At 58.6% G+C, this 18,858-nt stretch carries 22 protein-coding genes; 12 read left to right on the forward strand and 10 right to left on the reverse strand.

The genetic code is table 11. The features are described 5' to 3' along the window. Positions 1–23 precede the first annotated feature (23 nt). The 8 genes from AC2FND_RS09595 (at position 24) to AC2FND_RS09630 (ending at position 5,797) form a co-directional block, all read left to right on the forward strand. Positions 24–158, forward strand: coding sequence for a hypothetical protein (locus tag AC2FND_RS09595; RefSeq protein WP_496769385.1), 135 nt, complete (start codon positions 24–26; stop codon positions 156–158). A gap of 44 nt (positions 159–202) precedes the next feature. Continuing rightward, positions 203–1,456, forward strand: coding sequence for a fumarylacetoacetase (gene fahA, locus AC2FND_RS09600; RefSeq protein ID WP_496769387.1), 1,254 nt, complete (start codon positions 203–205; stop codon positions 1,454–1,456). A gap of 7 nt (positions 1,457–1,463) precedes the next feature. Beyond that, on the forward strand, positions 1,464–1,823 hold the full coding sequence (locus AC2FND_RS09605; RefSeq protein ID WP_496769388.1) for a VOC family protein: 360 nt from the start codon (positions 1,464–1,466) through the stop codon (positions 1,821–1,823). Positions 1,824–1,826: 3 nt separating this feature from the next. After that, positions 1,827–2,777, forward strand: coding sequence for an MBL fold metallo-hydrolase (locus AC2FND_RS09610; RefSeq protein WP_496769390.1), 951 nt, complete (start codon positions 1,827–1,829; stop codon positions 2,775–2,777). A 134-nt stretch (positions 2,778–2,911) separates the two neighbouring features. After that, positions 2,912–4,522: an FAD-dependent oxidoreductase gene (locus tag AC2FND_RS09615; protein WP_209506079.1), complete on the forward strand. Its 1,611-nt coding sequence runs from the start codon at positions 2,912–2,914 to the stop codon at positions 4,520–4,522. 5 nt (positions 4,523–4,527) lie between these two features. Next, positions 4,528–4,725 (forward strand): DUF2783 domain-containing protein, encoded by a 198-nt coding sequence (locus AC2FND_RS09620; protein ID WP_209506076.1) that lies wholly within the window; start codon positions 4,528–4,530, stop codon positions 4,723–4,725. Positions 4,726–4,736: 11 nt separating this feature from the next. Continuing rightward, the gene (maiA, locus tag AC2FND_RS09625) at positions 4,737–5,375 is read left to right on the forward strand and encodes a maleylacetoacetate isomerase (protein ID WP_496769391.1); all 639 of its coding nucleotides are present in this window, start codon (positions 4,737–4,739) and stop codon (positions 5,373–5,375) included. Positions 5,376–5,461: 86 nt separating this feature from the next. Next, positions 5,462–5,797: a DOPA 4,5-dioxygenase family protein gene (locus AC2FND_RS09630; RefSeq protein ID WP_496769393.1), complete on the forward strand. Its 336-nt coding sequence runs from the start codon at positions 5,462–5,464 to the stop codon at positions 5,795–5,797. Here AC2FND_RS09630 and AC2FND_RS09635 read toward each other — a convergent pair. Further along, the gene (locus AC2FND_RS09635; RefSeq protein ID WP_496769395.1) at positions 5,794–7,422 is read right to left on the reverse strand and encodes an acyl-CoA synthetase; all 1,629 of its coding nucleotides are present in this window, start codon (positions 7,420–7,422) and stop codon (positions 5,794–5,796) included. The two genes, AC2FND_RS09630 and AC2FND_RS09635, sit on opposite strands and share 4 nt — an antisense overlap. Before the next feature lie 221 nt (positions 7,423–7,643). On the opposite strand from AC2FND_RS09635, the gene AC2FND_RS09640 reads away from it, so the two are divergent. After that, positions 7,644–9,035: an aminotransferase family protein gene (locus AC2FND_RS09640; protein ID WP_209598819.1), complete on the forward strand. Its 1,392-nt coding sequence runs from the start codon at positions 7,644–7,646 to the stop codon at positions 9,033–9,035. 91 nt (positions 9,036–9,126) lie between these two features. On the opposite strand, the gene AC2FND_RS09645 is transcribed toward AC2FND_RS09640, so the two are convergent. The 6 genes from AC2FND_RS09645 to AC2FND_RS09670 form a co-directional block, all read right to left on the reverse strand. Beyond that, positions 9,127–9,717, reverse strand: coding sequence for a YeeE/YedE thiosulfate transporter family protein (locus tag AC2FND_RS09645; RefSeq protein WP_480483805.1), 591 nt, complete (start codon positions 9,715–9,717; stop codon positions 9,127–9,129). A gap of 4 nt (positions 9,718–9,721) precedes the next feature. Further along, complete coding sequence (locus AC2FND_RS09650) at positions 9,722–10,270, reverse strand: YeeE/YedE thiosulfate transporter family protein (protein ID WP_496769397.1); 549 nt, start codon at positions 10,268–10,270, stop codon at positions 9,722–9,724. A gap of 224 nt (positions 10,271–10,494) precedes the next feature. After that, positions 10,495–10,860: a 50S ribosomal protein L20 gene (gene rplT, locus AC2FND_RS09655; RefSeq protein ID WP_039523695.1), complete on the reverse strand. Its 366-nt coding sequence runs from the start codon at positions 10,858–10,860 to the stop codon at positions 10,495–10,497. A gap of 15 nt (positions 10,861–10,875) precedes the next feature. Further along, positions 10,876–11,076: a 50S ribosomal protein L35 gene (gene rpmI / locus AC2FND_RS09660; protein ID WP_010443552.1), complete on the reverse strand. Its 201-nt coding sequence runs from the start codon at positions 11,074–11,076 to the stop codon at positions 10,876–10,878. A 183-nt stretch (positions 11,077–11,259) separates the two neighbouring features. Further along, positions 11,260–12,810 (reverse strand): alanine/glycine:cation symporter family protein, encoded by a 1,551-nt coding sequence (locus AC2FND_RS09665; protein ID WP_480507300.1) that lies wholly within the window; start codon positions 12,808–12,810, stop codon positions 11,260–11,262. A gap of 14 nt (positions 12,811–12,824) precedes the next feature. After that, on the reverse strand, positions 12,825–13,262 hold the full coding sequence (locus tag AC2FND_RS09670; protein WP_209506060.1) for a universal stress protein: 438 nt from the start codon (positions 13,260–13,262) through the stop codon (positions 12,825–12,827). Positions 13,263–13,471: 209 nt separating this feature from the next. On the opposite strand from AC2FND_RS09670, the gene AC2FND_RS09675 reads away from it, so the two are divergent. Further along, positions 13,472–13,906: an Lrp/AsnC ligand binding domain-containing protein gene (locus tag AC2FND_RS09675; protein WP_348540405.1), complete on the forward strand. Its 435-nt coding sequence runs from the start codon at positions 13,472–13,474 to the stop codon at positions 13,904–13,906. A gap of 32 nt (positions 13,907–13,938) precedes the next feature. Here AC2FND_RS09675 and pyk read toward each other — a convergent pair whose 3' ends face one another. After that, positions 13,939–15,384, reverse strand: a complete 1,446-nt coding sequence (pyk, locus tag AC2FND_RS09680; protein ID WP_480507298.1) for a pyruvate kinase — start codon at positions 15,382–15,384, stop codon at positions 13,939–13,941. Between the two features lie 143 nt (positions 15,385–15,527). Here pyk and AC2FND_RS09685 point away from each other — a divergent pair, with 143 nt between their 5' ends. Beyond that, a complete protein-coding gene (locus tag AC2FND_RS09685) occupies positions 15,528–16,265 on the forward strand; it encodes an N-formylglutamate amidohydrolase (protein WP_496769400.1) in 738 nt (245 codons plus the stop codon). A gap of 408 nt (positions 16,266–16,673) precedes the next feature. Continuing rightward, a complete protein-coding gene (locus AC2FND_RS09690; protein ID WP_496769402.1) occupies positions 16,674–16,988 on the forward strand; it encodes a DUF1244 domain-containing protein in 315 nt (104 codons plus the stop codon). A gap of 40 nt (positions 16,989–17,028) precedes the next feature. On the opposite strand, the gene AC2FND_RS09695 is transcribed toward AC2FND_RS09690, so the two are convergent. Both AC2FND_RS09695 and dgcA read right to left on the reverse strand, forming a co-directional pair. After that, positions 17,029–17,889 (reverse strand): D-amino-acid transaminase, encoded by an 861-nt coding sequence (locus tag AC2FND_RS09695; protein ID WP_480774191.1) that lies wholly within the window; start codon positions 17,887–17,889, stop codon positions 17,029–17,031. Positions 17,890–17,899: 10 nt separating this feature from the next. Continuing rightward, positions 17,900–18,858 (reverse strand): N-acetyl-D-Glu racemase DgcA (gene dgcA, locus AC2FND_RS09700; protein ID WP_496769404.1); only part of this gene is annotated, 959 nt, incomplete at its 5' end.

Raw genomic sequence — 18,858 nt, forward strand, 5'->3', positions numbered from 1 at the left:
TTACCCGGACGGCACCCGTCCTGATGGCGATAAGCATTCCCATTCCGGTTGCAGGCGTACTGTCGCTGCAACCGGAAAGCAAAGACGGAGCCTTGGCAGCCGACCTGCTGCAACCGCGCCCGCTCTGGGCTTTGGCGCCTGTCTATTCGGGGTTATGATCGTTTCGAACCACGTACCAAATACAACAAAATAGGGGCAAAATATGCCTTTGATGAAATCCTGGGTGGCCTCGGCCAATGATGCGGCGCATCCGTTTCCGCTAAACAACCTGCCTTACGGTGTCTTCTCGACCGAAGGAGATGATCCGCGCTGCGGCGTGGCCATTGGCGACATGATCCTCGACATGGCCGCGGCCGAGGCCGAGGGTCTTGTCGCGCTGAACGACTATCCGCTGTTCGACGTGCCCTATTGGAACGATCTGATGGAGGAAGGCCCCGCCGCCTGGGCCGCCCTGCGCGAGCGGCTGACCGCGCTTCTGTCCAAAGGGTCGAACGAGCAGGAGGCTGTTGAACCGCTGCTGGTGCCGATGGCCGAAGCCACGCTGCATATGCCGCTGGTTGTCAGCGAATACACAGACTTTTACGCCGGAAAGCAACACGCCCAGAACATGGGCGCCATCCTGCGCGGCTCGCCCGATCTGCCGGCCAACTGGCTGCATATCCCGATCGGGTACAATGGACGAGCCTCCTCGGTCGTGGTGTCGGGCACGCCGATCCACCGCCCCAATGGCCAGACCAAGGCCCCCGATGCCGAGATGCCGTCCTTTGGCCCCTCGAAACGGCTCGATATCGAGCTGGAGATGGGCGCCATCGTCGGCACCGGGTCGGAGTTCGGCCAGCCGATCACGGTGGACGAGGCCGATGCGATGATCTTTGGCTATGTGCTGCTGAACGACTGGTCGGCGCGCGATATCCAGGGCTGGGAGTATCAACCGCTGGGGCCGTTCCAGGGCAAGGCATTCGGCACCTCGATCTCTCCGTGGATCGTGACGGCTGCCGCGCTGGAGCCGTTCCGCGCCCCCACCCCCCCGCGTGAGAAAGAGCTTTTGCCCTATCTCAAGGGCAGCAAGGACGGGCTTTACGACATCGAGCTTGAGGTTCTGATGCAGCCCGAAGGCGCCGACCGCGCCTCGGTCATCGCCAGGACCAACTATAACCGCATGTATTATTCGGCGGCTGAGCAGCTGTGCCATCACGCCATTGGCGGCTGCGCGATGAACCCGGGCGATCTGTTGGGTTCGGGCACCATCTCGGGGCCGGAACGCAGCGAATTCGGCTCGCTGATGGAACTCAGCTGGGCCGGGCGCGAGCCATTTACACTGGAGACCGGCGAGACCCGCGGCTTTATCGAAGACGGCGATACGCTGACCCTGCGCGGCACTGCGCGCGGCGACGGCTATACCGTCGGCTTTGGCGATTGCGTGGGCCAGATCCGGCCCGCCAAGGCCTGGGGCTGAGCCGCCCATGACCCTGGCCCTCGACCATATCCAGATCGCGATCCCCGCCGGGGGCGAGGACGCGGCGCGCGCCTTCTGGTGTGCGGGCCTGGGTCTGGTCGAGATCACCAAGCCCGACGCGCTGAAGGCGCGCGGTGGGCTGTGGCTGGCGCTCAATGGCGCCGAACTGCATCTGGGGGTGGAGCCGGACTTCGCCCCCGCACGCAAAGCCCATCCGGGCTTTGCCGTCATTGACATAGACACCGTCGCCGCGCGGATCGAGGCCCTGGGCCAGAGCCCGCGCTGGGACGACACAATCGAGAACCGCCGCCGGTTCTTTGCCGAAGACCCCTTTGGCAACCGGCTGGAATTCCTGGAAAGGGACTGACACATGGCCAAGGCATTCGCGTCGCAAGGCGACATGAGCGAGAAGAAGATCAGCTTTACCGAGGTGGGTGAAGGGCTTTATGCCTTTACCGCCGAGGGCGACCCCAATTCCGGTGTCATCATCGGTGATGACAGCGTCATGGTGGTCGAGGCGCAGGCCACCCCCCGCCTGGCGCAAAAGGTGATCGACTGTATCCGCGAAGTCACCGACAAGCCGATTTCCCATGTGGTGCTGACCCACTACCACGCCGTACGCGTGCTGGGCGCCAGCGCATTTGGTGCCGGTCAGGTGATCATGTCCGACACCGCCCGCTCGATGGTTGTGGAACGCGGTCAGGAGGACTGGGACAGCGAATTCCAGCGCTTCCCGCGCCTGTTCGAAGGGCATGAAAGCATTCCTGGCCTGACCTGGCCCACCACCACCTTCAGCGACACGATGACCGTTTATCTGGGCAATCGCCGGATCGACCTGATGCATCTGGGGCGCGCCCATACCGCCGGTGATATCGTCATCCATGTGCCTGACCAGAATGTGATGTTCACCGGCGACATCGTCGAATATCACTCGGCTTGCTATTGCGGCGACGGGCATTTCAGCGACTGGGGCGACACACTGGACGAGATCAAGTGGTTCGATGTCGACGCCATCGCACCAGGTCGCGGCGATGCGCTGGTTGGCAAGGACATGGTCAATGCCGCCATCGAAAACACCCGCGATTTCGTCGAAAGCACCTACCGCCCGGCAGCCAAGGTTGCGGCGCGCGGTGGCAGCCTGAAAGAGGCATGGGATGCAGTCCGCGCCGAATGTGACCCGAAATTCGCCAGTTACGCGATCTACGAACACTGCCTGCCGTTCAACGTCGCCCGCGCCTATGACGAAGCCCGCGGTATCGACACGCCTCGCATCTGGACCGCCCAACGCGATCTTGAGATGTGGGAGGCCCTGCAGGGGTAAGGAAAAACGGCCCAGTTTGATCCAGATCGTTTTAGGCGGCGGGATTCAGTGAAACCATATGCCAAAGGCTTCGGCACGCGCTGCCGGGGCACAGGACACGCAGCACTTTGGCGCATCTGCTTGGGGGGAAGCCCATGAACAAGATCTTTGAAACTCCGCTTTACGGCTATGAACGCAGCCCCGATCAGGACAGCCCGACGCCGGTTCGGCACAAGGTTATCGTGATCGGCGCGGGCCCGGTTGGTCTTGCCGCCGCGATTGATCTGGCACAACAAGGGGTCGACGTCGTGGTTCTCGACGAGAACGACAAGGTCAGTTTCGGCAGCCGCGCCATCTGTTTCTCGCAACGCACGCTGGAAATTGCTGACCGGCTGGGATGCGGGCGCCGACTGGTCGACAAGGGCGTCCTGTGGGATCGGGGCAAGGTCTTCTTCGATGATCGACAGGTCTATGACTTCAACCTGCAACCGGATGAAGGTTATGCCAACCCTGCCTTCATCAACCTGCAGCAATACCATTTCGAGAACTATTTTGTTGAACGGGTCCGCGAGTTGCAGGCAGAAGGCGCACCGATTGAGATACGCGGGCGCAACAAGGTCGAGGCGATTGGCACGCATGAAGATCACGTGCGGCTGGAGGTCGAGACGCCCGAAGGACCTTACACAATCGAAGCCGATTGGCTGATTGCCTGTGATGGCGCGACATCGCCCGCCCGGCGGATGTTGGGCATTGATTTCGAAGGACGGATTTTCGAAGACAACTTCCTGATTGCAGACGTGATCATGGATGCGGATTTTCCGTCTGAACGCTGGTTCTGGTTCGATCCGCCGTTCAATCGCGGGCAATCCGCGTTGTTGCACAAACAGCCCGACAATGTGTGGCGCATCGACTTGCAGCTGGGTTGGGATATCGACAAGGAACGCGAAAAGCGCCCCGAGAACGTGATCCCCCGCCTCAAGGCGATGCTGGGCGATGATGTCGAGTTTCAGCTTGAATGGGTCTCGATCTATACGTTCCAGTGCCGTCGCATGGAAAGCTTCCGCAAGGGCCGTGTTCTGTTTGCGGGTGACAGCGCGCATCAGGTCAGCCCCTTTGGCGCGCGCGGGGCCAATTCCGGCCTTCAGGACACCGACAACCTGTGCTGGAAACTGAAGCTGGTTCTGGATGGGAAAGCACCTGAAACTCTGCTGGACAGCTACAACGCCGAACGCGTGTACGGGGCGGACGAGAACATCCTGAATTCCAGCCGGTCGACCGATTTCATCACCCCGAAATCCGAGATGTCGCGGATCCTGCGCGATGCGGTACTGGACCTGAGCGAACATTACGACTTCGCCCGCCCGCTGGTGAATTCGGGCCGCCTGAGTCAGCCCTGCACCTATGACGGATCTTCGCTGAATTCTGCGGACGCGCTGAACGGCCCCGCCGGAACGCGACCGGGTTCGGCCTGCCCCGACGCTCCGCTTGGTGACGAATTTCTGCTGCCCAAGCTTGCAGGCAAGTTCACGCTTTTGACCATCGATGCAGACGCCCCTGATACCCTGGAAGAAGATGGGATCGAGGTCACGCGACTGGCGCTGTCGGTCAAGGATGATATGACGCTGGCCCTCAAACGCCGCTATCTGGGTGACGCGACCAGCGCTGTCTACCTGATCCGGCCGGACCAACATGTGGCGGCCCGGCGAGACAGTTACGAAGAAAACACCTTCCGGCACGCGATCCGCAGAGCCTGCGGTAAGGAGTAAGCCCCATGTCAGACCTGATCCTAACCCCGAACATCAAAAACGCCGATGACTTCTATGCCGAACTTCTGGCCGCGCATGAGGGCCTGGAAAAAGCAGACAGCGACGCGCTGAATGCGCGGCTGGTACTGGTGCTGGCCAACCACATCGGTGACAGTACGGTGCTGACGGACGCCCTTCGCGCTGCCGCTTTGACCGACAGTTGACAGGCCCGGACGTGAGCGACGTCGTCCTTTATGACTATTGGCGGTCCTCGGCCAGTTACCGGGTGCGGATCACCCTGAATCTGGCCGGAATCGCGTATCGCCCGGTTGTTGTCGATCTGGTGGGCGGCGCACAAAAGAGCGATGAACATATCGCTCGGAACCCGCAGGGCTTTGTGCCGGTTCTGGATATAGACGGGCTGCGGTTGACGCAATCGCTGGCCATCCTCGACTATCTGGACCGGACCCGGCAGTTGAACCTTCTGCCTGATGATCCGGCGGAACGCGCGCGTGTTCAGGCGCTGGCTTATGCGATTGCGGTCGACATCCATCCGGTCTGCAACCTGTCGGTTGCGCGCTTTGCCACCACCCTGAGCCAAAACGCCCCGGACATGCCTGGCGACTGGATGCGGCATTTCATCAAACCCGGATTGCAGGCGTTTGAAGCCATGCTGGGGGATTTTGAACAGGGCCCCTACTGTGTTGGGTCAAAGCCCGGTCTCGCCGACCTCTGCCTGATCCCGCAAATCTATAACGCGCGCCGGTGGCAGGTTGATCTGTCGGATATGCCCCGTCTGCTGCGGGTTGAAGAGGCCTGCGCAGATCACCCGGCCTTTGTCGCGGCGCATCCCGACGCACATGCGCCGGGTTAACATTGCACAGACCCTGTGTGCATGCGCAGCTAGGTTTTCTTCCTTTTAGGCCTTAGCTTTGAGCCGACAAAGCAGATGAGGTTCCTATGCCCGAGATCACCGGCTATCACGCCCATGTCTATTTCGATGCCGACACGCAGGACACCGCGCGACAGGTCTGTGAAGAGGCGACCCGCCTGTTCCCTGTTCAAATGGGCCGGATGCACGCCCGAAACGTCGGCCCGCATCCCCGCTGGAGCTGCCAGCTGGGCTTTGCTGCCAGCGCATTTGATCAGGTCATCCCATGGCTGATGCTGAACCGGCAAGGCCTGACGGTCTTCACGCACCCGGAAACCGGTGAACACCTGGAGGATCACCGCGACCGCGCGATCTGGATGGGTAAGATGCTGGCGTTGGACCTGTCGATCTTCGACAATCTTTAACCCAGCGCCCGCGCCTGATCCCGCAGAACGAATTTCTGTACCTTGCCGGTTGATGTCTTGGGCAGAGTGCCGAACACAACCGTTTTGGGTGCCTTGAAATGGGCCATCCGGTCGCGACAGAAGGCGATAAGCTCTGCCTCGGTTACGGCCGCGCCGGGTTTCAACTCGACAAAGGCGCAGGGCGTTTCGCCCCATTTCTCATCGGGGCGGGCCACCACGGCAGCCTCCATCACCGCCGGATGCTTGTAGAGGATGCCTTCGACCTCGACAGATGAAATATTCTCGCCGCCCGAGATGATGATGTCCTTTGAACGATCCTTGAGCGCGATATAGCCATCGGGGTGCATGACACCCAGATCACCGGACGCGAACCAGCCACCGTGAAAGGCCTTGTCGGTAGCGTCGGGATTCTTGAGGTATCCTTTCATCACCACGTTGCCCTGCATGAATATCTCACCCATGGTTTCGCCATCCGCCGGAACCGGTTCCAGCGTTTCCGGGTCGGCCACCATCAGTCCGGACAACGCTGTATAGCGCACCCCTTGCCGCACCTTAAGCGCGGCGCGGTCTTCAGGTCCTTTGCTGTTCCATTCGTCTTTCCATGCGCAGACAACCGAAGGCCCATAGGTTTCGGTCAGGCCATAGACATGCGTGACCTCGACACCCATCGCCTCCATCGCTTCGATCACAGCCGCAGGCGGCGGGGCACCTGCCGTCATCACCTTGATCTGGTGGTCAAAGTCCTTCAGCTCATCCGGCGCATGGGCCAGCATATTCAGAACGATCGGCGCACCGCAGAAATGGGTCACTTTCTCGTCCCGGAAGGCGGCATAGATCGGTTCGGCCCGCACCGCGCGCAGACAAACGGAAACACCTGCATTGGCTGCCATGGCCCATGGGAAGCACCAGCCATTACAGTGGAACATCGGCAGGGTCCACAGGTAGACCGAATGCTTGGGCATATCCCAGTCCAGCAAATCCGACTGTGCGTTCAGTGTCGCGCCGCGATGGTGGTAGACCACGCCCTTGGGGTTGCCCGTGGTGCCCGAGGTATAATTCAGTGTGATCGCGTCCCATTCGTCCGCTGGCAGTGACCAGTTAAACGCGGGGTCGCCTTCGGCCAGCAGGGCATCATAGGTCAGGCGGCCCAGCTTTTCACCGCCGTCGAAGGTGGGGTCTTCGATATCGATGACCAGAATGTCATGATCGACCTGTTGCAGCGCATCTTTCACCACATCCGAAAACTCGGGGTCGACCAGCAGCGCCTTGGCTTCGGCATGGTTCAGGATGAATGCAACAATCGGCGCATCCAGCCGTGTGTTGATTGCGTTCAGAACAGCGCCCGTCATGGGTACGCCAAAATGCGCCTCGTACATTTCCGGGATGTTGGCCGCGATTATTGAAACGGTATCGCCCCGTCCAATCCCACGCGCTGTCAACGCACTCGCCAGACGCCGGCAACGGGCATAGGTTTCAGCCCAGGAATACCGGCGATCCCCATAAACCACGGATGGGTAATCCGGGTAGACCTGCGCCGTCCGTTCAATGAACGTAAGGGGCGACAGAGGTGTGTAATTTGCCCGGCATTTGTCCAAATGACGCTCGTAGATATGTGTCGCTGCCATCCGCTGTCCTCCCGAAACGCAGTTTGGGCGAATTGAGCACAAAGTTAGCGTTCTGACAAACCCGTAGAAATACGGCGGCAAAACCGACTGGCAATACGGGATGATACGATCTGGCCCTATCTACAGCAGGGCTTTCGCGGTGATCTGAAGCATCTTAAACACATGCTGGGATGTGGTATTCCCATATCCCGCGCACCGCTTCCTCACTGAAAGGACATGTCATGGACGGCACGTTCAACGAAAACGATCTTTCCCGCGTAGTCGAGGCTGACCGCGCCCATATCTGGCACCATCTGATCCAGCATAAACCCTTTGAAACCAATGACCCACGCATCATTGTCGAGGGCAAGGGCATGCGTGTCTGGGACCAGAAAGGCAAAGAGCATCTGGATGCGGTTTCCGGCGGCGTCTGGACCGTCAATGTCGGCTATGGCCGCGAATCGATCTGCAAGGCGGTTTACGACCAGTTGATGAAGCTGTGCTACTTCGCCAATTCGGCGGGTTCGATCCCGGGTGCGCTGTTTGCCGAACAACTGATCGACAAGATGCCGGGCATGAGCCGCGTCTATTACACCAACTCGGGATCCGAGGCGAACGAGAAGGCGTTCAAGATGGTGCGCCAGATCGCGCACAAAAAATACGGCGGCAAAAAAACCAAGATCCTGTACCGCGATCGGGACTATCACGGCTCGACGCTGGCGACCATGTCGGCAGGCGGTCAGGACGAGCGCACAGCGCAATACGGTCCCTTCGCACCTGATTTCGTGCGCGTGCCGCATTGCATGGAATATCGCAAGCACGAGCTGGACGGCGCGCCCGAAGAGAATTTCGGCGAATGGGCCGCAGATCAGATTGAAGCCGTCATCCTGCGCGAGGGCCCCGATACAGTAGGTGCCTTGTGCCTTGAGCCGGTGACAGCGGGCGGTGGTGTGATCGAAGCGCCTGAAGGATACTGGCAGCGCGTGCAGGAGATCTGCAAGAAATACGACGTGCTGCTGCATATCGACGAGGTTGTCTGTGGCGTGGGCCGCACTGGCACGTGGTTCGGGTACCAGCAATACGGTATCAAGCCCGATTTCGTGACCATGGCCAAGGGCGTTGCGTCAGGCTATGCCGCGATTGCCTGCATGGTCACCACCGAGGAAGTCTTTGACATGTTCAAAGACGATGCCGCGGACCCGATGAACTATTTCCGCGATATCTCGACCTTTGGGGGTTGCACCGCTGGTCCGGCAGCGGCCATCGAGAACATGCGCATCATTCAGGATGAAAACCTGTTGCAGAACTGCACGGATATGGGCGCGCGTATGACGAACAACCTTCTGGCGCTGATGGACAAGCACAAGGTCATCGGCGATGTGCGCGGCAAGGGCTTGTTCCTGGGGGCCGAACTGGTTGTGGATCGCGGCACCAAAGAGCCGGTGGACGAGAAACTGGCGCAGGCCGTTACTGCCGACTGTATGGCACAGGGCGTGATCATCGGCGTCACCAACCGCTCGATCCCCGGTCGCAACAACACGCTGTGCTTCTCGCCTGCGCTGATTGCTACGGCCGATGACATCGACCAGATCACCGACGCGGTCGACGGCGCGCTGGGGCGTGTGTTCGGGTAAGATCACCGATATCGGTAAAAAAGAAACCGGCGCGTGTTGCGCCGGTTTTTTTGTCGGGATGCTGGTCGTGAATGTGTACGTTCAGCCGTGATTATTCGGCCGCAACACCAACCTTTTCGCCGGTTGCGATCAGGCTGTCCGGAAGAACGAAAGCAACCAGAACAAAGACGGCACCCAGTGCGATACCGAGAATATCGCCGGACATTAACAAAACACCCTCGTAAGCGGATCCCGGAACTGTTCCCAGGGTGACTTTGCCGCCAGCAATTCCATCGAGCAGACCCGTGGCCTTCCAGGCCGGATATGTCGCCATATAGGCCGCAGCCCCTAACAAACCGCCGACGATGAAGAACAAGGCGTCACGGCGACCGGACGCAGCGGCGCAGACCCCTGTTCCCGGACAGTAGCCCGATGCAGCCCAGCCCGCACCCAGTAACAATCCGCCAATGAAGACACCGACATAGGCCGATTTCACCGACATATGGCCGACATCCACAAACCCCAGCATCTGCCCGCCGAACATGAGGATCGAACCGGTTCCGATTGCCAGAAGGATCGTTTTCATCAGCTGGAGTCGACGCAGTGTCAGCATGCCCACAATCCAATTTGGATTCGCTGCGCCAATCCGGTCAAGTACGGCTCCGAAAGCGGCGCCAATGATGATCGCAAGAATGATTTCCATCGCCTTATCCTTTCCGGTAGATCAGCATTGCCGTAGGAATTGCCGCTGCAAATGCCCCGGCTGCAAAGATATAGCCTGACAGGGCTGTCTGCATCATACCGGACATCATGTGACCGGATGTGCACCCACCCGCCAACCTGGCCCCATAGAGGACGACAAAGCCGCCCAATAGCGCAATCAGGTTTCGGGCCCAGGGCGTATCGCCGTAGTTTTCGCGCCAGATCATGGGCAGCTTGCCCTCTCCGCGTTCCAGACCACCGCGCGCCTTGACCGACAAGAACGCCCCCGCGGCCATAGCCAAAACGAAGACAAAGCTGTAATTCAACGGATTGGATACGTACTTGGCGTATTTGCCATTGGATTTCGCCATGTATGCGTTGGTTGAACTGTAACCGTCATCCGTCTGCGTCACGAATTCCGAATTGACGGTGTCCGCGATAATTCCGTCAAGGATGACGAATTGGGTCGAAACACCGATCGGCTTCACCAGAAGAACTGCCCCGAAGAACACGAGCCCTAGCAGAACACCTCCAACTTTCCAGTTTAGTGTCATGATTTCACCCTTCTCACTTATATTCATAAAATCATATATAATATGATCCGGGGGCTGTTACATGATCTAGATCAAACCGGTCATGCCTGAAACTGGTTGGCGTCATCCCAATGCAGAAGGGATGGATACCCTGATCCAAGAAGCGCTTGGAATGCACCGCATGTTGCAACAAAAAAGACCGCCCCAATGGGACGGCCTTTCTTTCACTGTCTCTTTTCAGAGGTTCAGGCAGCCAGAGCGGCCTGAGCTTTGGCGACGATCGCGCCGAACGCTTCCGGTTCGTGCACGGCCAGGTCGGCCAGAACTTTGCGGTCCACTTCGATACCGGCCAGGTTCAGACCGTTGATGAAGCGGGAATATGTCAGAGCCTCGTCATGGCTGCGCACAGCAGCGTTGATCCGCTGGATCCACAGCGCGCGGAAGTTGCGCTTGCGGTTCTTGCGGTCACGGGTCGCGTACTGGTTGGCCTTGTCGACGGCCTGAGTTGCGACTTTGAAGTTGCTCTTGCGACGACCATAATAGCCTTTTGCGGCCTTGATGATCTTCTTGTGACGGGCGTGAGTTACGGTTCCACCTTTAACGCGGGACATCTCTTACATCTCCTCTTAGCGGTCGTAGGGCATGTAGCCCTTGACGATCTTTGCGTCGGGGGCGGACAGGGTGGTGTTGCCACGGGCGTCGCGGATGAATTTCTTGGTCCGCTTGATCATGCCGTGCCGTTTGCCGGCCTGGCCAGCAAGGACCTTACCGGTCGCAGTCACCTTAAAGCGCTTCTTGGCGCTTGATTTGGTCTTCATCTTAGGCATTTCCGTCTCCTTTTTCGGGTTCGGTTTCAGACGCGACTCGGCATGCCATCTCGGCCGGTCACGCGATCAGAAGCGCCGTTTACGCAAGTTCGGTCATACTGGCAAGGGGGTTTGGACCAGAATCTACGCTTTTTGCAGCCTGGTCAGGCACCGGGGCGACACAGGCCGCCCCGGTGATTGGATTTAGTGTTCGAATTTGCGGATTTCACCGCTTTTCAGCCTTGCGGAGTAGGACGCCAGTTCCTGCCGCACCACTTTCATCAGGAAGTAGAGGGCAAAGACGTTCACAACCGCCATCGCAAAGATCGCCGCATCCGAGAAGTCGATGACCGGGCCGAGGTTGGCCGCAGCGCCAATCACCACGAAGACACAGAAGATGACCTTGAAGATCAGCTCTTTTGTGTGTCCTTCTCCGAACAGATAGGTCCAGGCCTTGAGGCCATAGTAGGACCAGCTGATCATGGTCGAGAAGGCAAACAGGATCACCGCAATCGCAAGGATGTACGGGAACCAGCTGAACGCGCTGCCAAACGCGGCAGAGGTCAGGCTAACACCGGAATTTCCATCCACTGTTGCGATGGCGGAACCCGCCTCGTTCAGCATGTAGTTGCCGGTTTCAGGATCGATGATCAGCTGTTGCGTGATGATGATCACCAGCGCCGTCATGGTACAGATCACGACGGTATCGATGAACGGTTCAAGCAGCGATACAAAACCCTCGGTGATCGGCTCCTTGGTCCGAACCGCCGAGTGCGCGATAGCTGCAGAGCCCACGCCCGCCTCGTTCGAGAATGCCGCGCGCTTGAAGCCTTGGATCAGCGCACCGACCATGCCCCCTGCAACACCCAGCCCCGTGAAGGCACCGGCAAAGATCTGACCAAAGGCCCAGCCGATCATGTCCGCATTCATCGCGATGATGACCAGTGCGGTGGCGACATACAGCACACCCATGAACGGCACGACCTTTTCGGTCACCCGTGCAATGGATTTCAGGCCGCCAACAATGACCATGAACACGACACCAGCAAAAACAATGCCGGTAATCCAGCCCGGATAGTCGCCAACGATACCCGCGATCTGTTGATGTGCCTGGTTGGCCTGGAACATGTTCCCGCCGCCCAATGCGCCCAGAATACAGAAGATCGAGAACAGTACCGCCAGGATCTTGCCGCCCGGCAGGCCCAGCTCGTCAAAGCCCTTGGACATGTAATACATCGGGCCGCCGGATACTGTACCGTCTTCGTATTCATTGCGGTACTTCACGCCCAGCGTACATTCGGTGAACTTTGATGCCATGCCCAGAAGACCCGCAAGGATCATCCAGAAGGTTGCGCCCGGGCCGCCGATGCCAACGGCAACGGCCACGCCCGCGATATTCCCCAGACCGACAGTTCCGGACAGCGCCGTGGCCAGAGCCTGAAAGTGGCTGACCTCGCCCGCATCGTTGGGATCGGAGTAATCACCTTTGACAAGGCTGATCGCGTGGCTGAAGAACCGCATCTGCACAAAGGCAAAATACAGCGTGAAAACCGTTGCCGCGATCACCAGCCACATAACGATCCACGGAAAGCTGGTTCCGGGCAGCGGCGCAAAGATGAAGCTGACAAACGGTCCGGTCAGGTTCGCAAAGGCTTGGTTGATTTTTTCATCCAGTCCCGGCGCCTCTTGTGCAAGGGCAGGGCTGGCGGCAATGGTGGCGGCCGTTACGGCGCCAAGTGTTTTTAGCGTTCTCATTTTTGGCCCTCCCTTCAGTTCACGACCGTAACCGGAACGTCGGCATGCATTACCAGGTATTGCGTCGAACTTCCGAACAGACGTTTCTTGATCCCGTCCGCGGACGCCCGGCCCACGACGATTTGCGAACCTCCGTTTTCGACCGTGATGGCGTTCAGCGTTTCCGCTACATCGCCATGGCGCACAATGCCCTGCGCCTCGAAACCCGCAGCCCTGAGGGCCTCTACAGCAGGTGTCACGACACGCGACATCGCCAGATCAACCTCTTCTTCGCGGCGCTTGTGGCGCTGGGCGTTTTCTTCAGGTGTCTGGAATGTGTAAGGTGACCATTCGATCACATAAGCGACCAGCAAATCGCACGTTCCGATCAGCTTTGCCAAATCCTTGGCAAAGGCAATCGCACGCTCGCCGGTCTCAGTCCCGTCGAGTCCTATGACAATCTTTGTTGTCATTTCGTTCCTCCGTTTTTTGTTGTTAAAGCCGGGGCCCACGCCCCCGGCAGGGCGGCCGGAACTTGGAACTTTTCAACAAGACCGCCCTTTGATAAGTATTAGGAAATTTCACTAGGAATTGGAGATTTTTTTGGGCCAATTTCAGTGTAATTTGTCGTATTACGCCAAAAATACAGGGAATTTTACTGATTAGCAGAGATTTAGACAATATCGACCAACGCATCCTGCACGAGCTGGAGGCCAATGGACGGCTCTCGATAGTTGAGTTGGCAGCGCGCGTGAACCTGACCAATACGCCCTGTTCCGAGCGTGTAAAACGACTTGAGAAGAATGGCTATATCAAAGGGTACAGAGCCGTCGTCGACAAGGAAAGGATGGGGCTGGCGCTGTTGACCGTGGTGCAGGTATCCCTGGTCGCGACGGCGGAACAATCCCTGGTAAGGTTCAACGACGCTGTTCGGAATGTGTCGGAAATCGAAAGCTGCCTGATGGTGGCGGGCTCGTTTGATTATCTTTTGACTGTTCGAACGCGCGATATTGCGCATTTCAGGCTGGTACTGGGCGAGAAGATCAACAAGCTGCCGGGAATACACCAGACCAGCTCTTTTACAGTTATGGAAATTGTAAAAGAGCCGGTTGGCTGACATGACACTCGGGCCCGAGTGTCAGGGCGCGGTTATTCCGGATCCGTGCTGTAGATCAGCCGTTCATCACAAGGGGCCACCCGCAGAATGTTGGTAGTGCCGGGAACGTTGAAGGGGACACCGGCCGTAACCACGATCTGATCGGTTTCGGTTGCAAACCCCCCTGCCCGCGCCGCGCGGGCCGCGTTGACCACGGCGCTTTTGAACCGCTGAAGTTCGGGCGTCATGACGCAATTGCATCCCCAGCTCAGGCAAAGCCTGCGCGCGGTCCCCATCAACGATGTCATCGCGATGATCGGAACACCGGGACGTTCGCGGGCTGTCAATGAGGCGGTCGTTCCGCTTTGCGTAAAGCAGCAGATGGCTTTGATATCGGTCTTTTCAGCAATCTCTCGGGCGGCCGCGACGATGGCATCGGCCACAGTGCTTCCTTTTGCCGTCCGGGACGCGGCGATGATCTGGGAATAGGTCGGGTCGGCCTCGACCTCGATGGCGACCTTATTCATGGTCTGCACGGCCTCAACCGGATAAGCACCTGCCGCCGATTCCGCGCTGAGCATAATGGCGTCAGTGCCCTCATAGATCGCGGTGGCCACATCCGACACTTCGGCGCGGGTGGGCATTGGGCTTTCGATCATGCTTTCCAGCATCTGGGTGGCGACTATGACCGGCTTGGCGGCACTACGGCACTTGCGGACCAGCCTCTTCTGAATGGGCGGCACCGCTGATACCGGCAGCTCCACTCCCAGATCGCCCCGCGCCACCATGATACCGTCCGAGGCATCGAGGATGTCGTCGAACGCCTCGACCGCCGCCGGCTTTTCGATCTTCGACAGAATCGCGGCGCGTCCATCAGCCAGCGCGCGGGCCTCGAACACATCCTTGGCGCGTTGCACGAAACTCAGCGCCAGCCAGTCAACGCCCAACTGGCAGACAAACTCCAGATCACCACGGTCCTTTTCCGACAAGGCCGCCAGCGGCAGCACCACATCCGGGACGTTCACACCCTTGCGGTTCGAGATCGTACCGCCGACCTCAACTGAGCAATTGGCAAAGTCCTGACCACAATCCTCAACGATCAGACGGATCTTGCCGTCATTGACCAGAAGGCGCGCGCCCGGTTCAAGGGCCGCGAAAATCTCGGGGTGCGGCAGGCACACGCGGGTGGTGTCGCCTGGGGTTGGATCAAGGTCCAGACGGAACGCCGCGCCCTCTTCCAGTTCCTCAGCATCATTTGCAAAAACACCAACCCGCAGCTTGGGGCCCTGAAGATCAGCCAGAATGGCAATCGGGCTGTCCAGATCCTTTTCAACCTGCCGAATGATCCTGTGGCGTTCGCGAATCTCATCATGGCTGCCGTGGCTCATGTTCAGACGGAACACATCCGCCCCGGCTTCGTGCAGGGCGCGAATGGTGTCATAGTCACTGGACGCCGGTCCCAGCGTCGCCACGATTTTTACATTTCTCAGGCGTCGCATTGGTCTTGACCTCCTCATGCCGGCTCAGATTGCACAGATCAGCTTTTGCAAAATGTTACCGCAAACACTGCTATGGCGCTTATTGCGCAATTCCCTTTTTAAAGCAACTGCCCTACACCTGCGACAAACTAGATGACAGGCTTATGACTTACACCCCGTTTTTCGTTCACGGCGCGGATCGCCCGTCCCGATGGCTGATCACATGCGACCACGCAACCAACGCTGTCCCCCCCGAGGTCAATGACGGCGACCTTGGCCTGCCGCGCGAGGACATGGAGCGCCATATCGCCTATGATGTCGGCGCGTATGAGGTATCAAAACATCTGGGCGAGATTCTGAACGCGCCGGTGATTGCCGCCAATTTCTCGCGCCTCGTAATCGACCCGAACCGAGGGGAAGATGACCCCACGTTGTTAATGAAACTGTATGACGGGTCGATCATACCCGGCAACCGCAATGCCGATGCCGCCGAACGCGAACGCCGCCTGAACATGTGCTATCGCCCCTACCACACAGCGTTGGCCGAGTTGGCGGCACTGCCACATGCGGTAATTGTGTCGATGCATTCCTTCACGCGCCAGTTGCGTGGACGTGACCCCCGACCATGGCACATTGGTGTACTGCACACACCGGACGAGCGGTTTTCGCGCCCTTTGATCGACCGGCTGCAACAGGAAGATGACCTGTGCGTTGGTGTCAATGAACCCTATACCGGTGTTTTGCCTGGTGATGCGATTGACAAGCACTGCACCGCTTTTGGCCGTCCCAATGCATTGATCGAGCTGCGCAACGACCTGATCGCCGACCATGCCGGGCAACGTCATTGGGCCGAGCGGCTGGCGATAATCCTGCAAGAAGCGTTGGACACTAGCGACCTTTGACTTTGATGAACGGTCGAGATCTCAGAGAGGTCTGGGCCGCAAGGCCGCTTTGCAATTCTGGGGTTTCTTTTTGGTTCCTGAGAAAGCAATAGAATGGCACGCTTGGCATTCCCAAGCACGCAGCTGACCGCGATCAAGATTGGCTATTCTGGCCCATTTGCAATTTATTGATTTGCGGTGCAGCATAGCACGATAGATCAAAATGGCGATCACTAGAAAAACCACAACACTCGCAGCGACCAAAACTAGATCCAGTGTTTCAAATCCAGATTTCGGCGCAGAAATGACTTTCACAGTAGCTCTCAAAAAAGGTCCATCGCGTATCTGATCATCATTTGATTCATCACACTTTTCAAGGTCATGGTGGCGTCTTATGTTCCATATAACTCACAAGAGAGAAGTCACACTATGGACAAGCAAACCGAAATCGAACTTCAGGCTGCGGCCTTCCGCCGGCTGCAAAAGCACCTGATGGAAGACCGTACCGATGTGCAGAATATCGACATGATGAACCTTGCTGGATTCTGCCGAAACTGCCTGTCGCGCTGGTATCAGGAAGCGGCCAATGAAAAAGGCATCGAGATGGGCAAGGAAGAAGCCCGCGAAGTTTTTTACGGCATGACCATGGATGAGTGGAAGACCAACTACCAGACCGAAGCCAGCGCTGAAAAACAGGCCGCCTTCAAGGTCGCCTTCGAAGAAAATGTCACCAATAAAGGCTGACGCCTGAGAAAAGGCCCGCCGCTGCAGCGGGCCTTTTTCTTCAGATCGCCGCCTTGCGGCTTTCGTCCAGATAAATCTCGCGCAAACGCTTGGCAATCGGACCCGGTGTTCCGTCGCCCAGCGCCACACCGTCGATCTCGACCACCGGCATCACAAAGGCACTGGCCGAAGTAGTGAATGCCTCGTCCGCCTCTTTGGCCTCGTCGATGGTGAACAGACGCTCTTCCACCACCATCTGCGCCTCAGCCGCCATGCGCAGCACGGCCTTACGGGTAATACCGTGCAGGATATCGTTGGACAGAGGGCGGGTAACAATCTTGCCGTTCTTGACGAAATAGGCGTTGTTGCTGGTGCCCTCGGTCACGAAGCCGTCCTCGACCAGCCATGCGTCGTCGCAACCTGCCTTCTTGGCCATCATCTTGCCCATCGACGGGTAAAGCAATTGCACCGTTTTGATGTCACGGCGGCCCCAGCGGATGTCTTCGATCGAGATGATCTTGGCACCTTTCCTTGCCGCCGGGCTGTCAGCCAGCCCGGGCTTGTTCTGCGTGAACAGAACGAGGCTGGGCTTGGTATCTGCCGACGGAAACACGAAATCCCGGTCGCCATCGCTGCCGCGCGAGACCTGCAAATAGACCAGACCTTCCTCGATGCCGTTCAGCTCGATCAGCTTGCGGTGGATCTCCAGCAGTTCATCCTTGGTGCAGGGCTCGGCCATCTCAAGCTCGTCCAGCGAACGCTTCAGACGGACTGAGTGACCTTCGAATTCGATCAGTTTGCCGTCCAGCACACTGGTGACTTCGTAAACCGCGTCCGCAAACAGGAAACCACGGTCAAAAATGGAAACCTTGGCCTCAGTCTCGGGCAGGTATTCGCCATTTACGTAAACGGTACGTGTCATGTTCGTCTCCTCAGCCCCAAAGTGCGGCCGCAGGCGGGTGCACTCCGGCGTCGTCAAAATTCAGCGGGGTGTCGCGGTCTTCGGCCAATAGAAGCGGGCCGTCAAGGTCCGTTACCATCGCACCCTGTGCCAGCAATGTCGCAGGCGCCATGGCAAGCGAGCTGCCAACCATGCATCCCACCATTATGTCATAGCCTTCGGCAACTGCCGCCGTGCGCAACTCCAGCGCCTCGGTCAAACCCCCGGTCTTGTCGAGCTTGATGTTGATGACATCATATTTACCCCTCAGTTTGGGCAGGCTGGCACGGTCATGGCAGGATTCGTCAGCGCAGACTGGCACCGGGCGCTTCATTCCGATCAATGCGTCGTCATCTCCCGCGGGCAAGGGCTGTTCCACCAACGCCACGCCCAGCCGCACCAGATGCGGGGCGAGGTCGGCGTAAACCTCGGCCGACCAGCCTTCGTTCGCATCCACAATGATCTTGGACTTCGGAGCACCGGCGCGCACAGCTTCAAGCCGGGGCATGTCATCGGGCGTGCCCAGTTTGATCTTCAGAAGTGGGCGATGCGCGTTCGCGGCCGCCTGCGCCTGCATTGCCTCGGGTGTGTCCAGCGACAATGTATAGGCGGTGATCTCGGGGCCGGGCTTGGGCAGACCTGCCAGGTCCCAGGCGCGCTTGCCAACACGTTTGCATTCCAGATCCCACAAGGCGCAATCCACGGCGTTCCGCGCGGCGCCTGCGGGCAGCAGGTCCATCAGCGACTGGCGGGTGACATCCGCAGGCAGACCGGCAATCTCAGCCTCAACAGACTCGAGCGTTTCGTCATAACGCGCGTAAGGAACGCATTCGCCCCAGCCCTGATGAGTTCCGTCCGAAACCCGAACCGTCAGCACCTTTGCTTCGGTTCGCGACCCGCGCGAGATGGTGAAGACCTGCGCCAGCCGGAACACATCGCGAGAAACCTCAA

It is taken from the genome of Ruegeria sp. BHSB056 (assembly GCF_059613305.1).

What these genes read in the sequence shown, in the direction of transcription:
- AC2FND_RS09595 (WP_496769385.1), top strand. Translation starts at nt 24, where the DNA reads ATGGCGATAAGCATTCCCATTCCGGTTGCAGGCGTACTGTCGCTGCAA.
- fahA (WP_496769387.1), top strand. Translation starts at nt 203, where the DNA reads ATGCCTTTGATGAAATCCTGGGTGGCCTCGGCCAATGATGCGGCGCAT.
- AC2FND_RS09605 (WP_496769388.1), top strand. Translation starts at nt 1,464, where the DNA reads ATGACCCTGGCCCTCGACCATATCCAGATCGCGATCCCCGCCGGGGGC.
- AC2FND_RS09610 (WP_496769390.1), top strand. Translation starts at nt 1,827, where the DNA reads ATGGCCAAGGCATTCGCGTCGCAAGGCGACATGAGCGAGAAGAAGATC.
- AC2FND_RS09615 (WP_209506079.1), top strand. Translation starts at nt 2,912, where the DNA reads ATGAACAAGATCTTTGAAACTCCGCTTTACGGCTATGAACGCAGCCCC.
- AC2FND_RS09620 (WP_209506076.1), top strand. Translation starts at nt 4,528, where the DNA reads ATGTCAGACCTGATCCTAACCCCGAACATCAAAAACGCCGATGACTTC.
- AC2FND_RS09630 (WP_496769393.1), top strand. Translation starts at nt 5,462, where the DNA reads ATGCCCGAGATCACCGGCTATCACGCCCATGTCTATTTCGATGCCGAC.
- AC2FND_RS09635 (WP_496769395.1), bottom strand. Translation starts at nt 7,422, where the DNA reads ATGGCAGCGACACATATCTACGAGCGTCATTTGGACAAATGCCGGGCA.
- AC2FND_RS09640 (WP_209598819.1), top strand. Translation starts at nt 7,644, where the DNA reads ATGGACGGCACGTTCAACGAAAACGATCTTTCCCGCGTAGTCGAGGCT.
- AC2FND_RS09645 (WP_480483805.1), bottom strand. Translation starts at nt 9,717, where the DNA reads ATGGAAATCATTCTTGCGATCATCATTGGCGCCGCTTTCGGAGCCGTA.
- AC2FND_RS09650 (WP_496769397.1), bottom strand. Translation starts at nt 10,270, where the DNA reads ATGACACTAAACTGGAAAGTTGGAGGTGTTCTGCTAGGGCTCGTGTTC.
- rplT (WP_039523695.1), bottom strand. Translation starts at nt 10,860, where the DNA reads ATGTCCCGCGTTAAAGGTGGAACCGTAACTCACGCCCGTCACAAGAAG.
- rpmI (WP_010443552.1), bottom strand. Translation starts at nt 11,076, where the DNA reads ATGCCTAAGATGAAGACCAAATCAAGCGCCAAGAAGCGCTTTAAGGTG.
- AC2FND_RS09665 (WP_480507300.1), bottom strand. Translation starts at nt 12,810, where the DNA reads ATGAGAACGCTAAAAACACTTGGCGCCGTAACGGCCGCCACCATTGCC.
- AC2FND_RS09670 (WP_209506060.1), bottom strand. Translation starts at nt 13,262, where the DNA reads ATGACAACAAAGATTGTCATAGGACTCGACGGGACTGAGACCGGCGAG.
- pyk (WP_480507298.1), bottom strand. Translation starts at nt 15,384, where the DNA reads ATGCGACGCCTGAGAAATGTAAAAATCGTGGCGACGCTGGGACCGGCG.
- AC2FND_RS09685 (WP_496769400.1), top strand. Translation starts at nt 15,528, where the DNA reads ATGACTTACACCCCGTTTTTCGTTCACGGCGCGGATCGCCCGTCCCGA.
- AC2FND_RS09690 (WP_496769402.1), top strand. Translation starts at nt 16,674, where the DNA reads ATGGACAAGCAAACCGAAATCGAACTTCAGGCTGCGGCCTTCCGCCGG.
- AC2FND_RS09695 (WP_480774191.1), bottom strand. Translation starts at nt 17,889, where the DNA reads ATGACACGTACCGTTTACGTAAATGGCGAATACCTGCCCGAGACTGAG.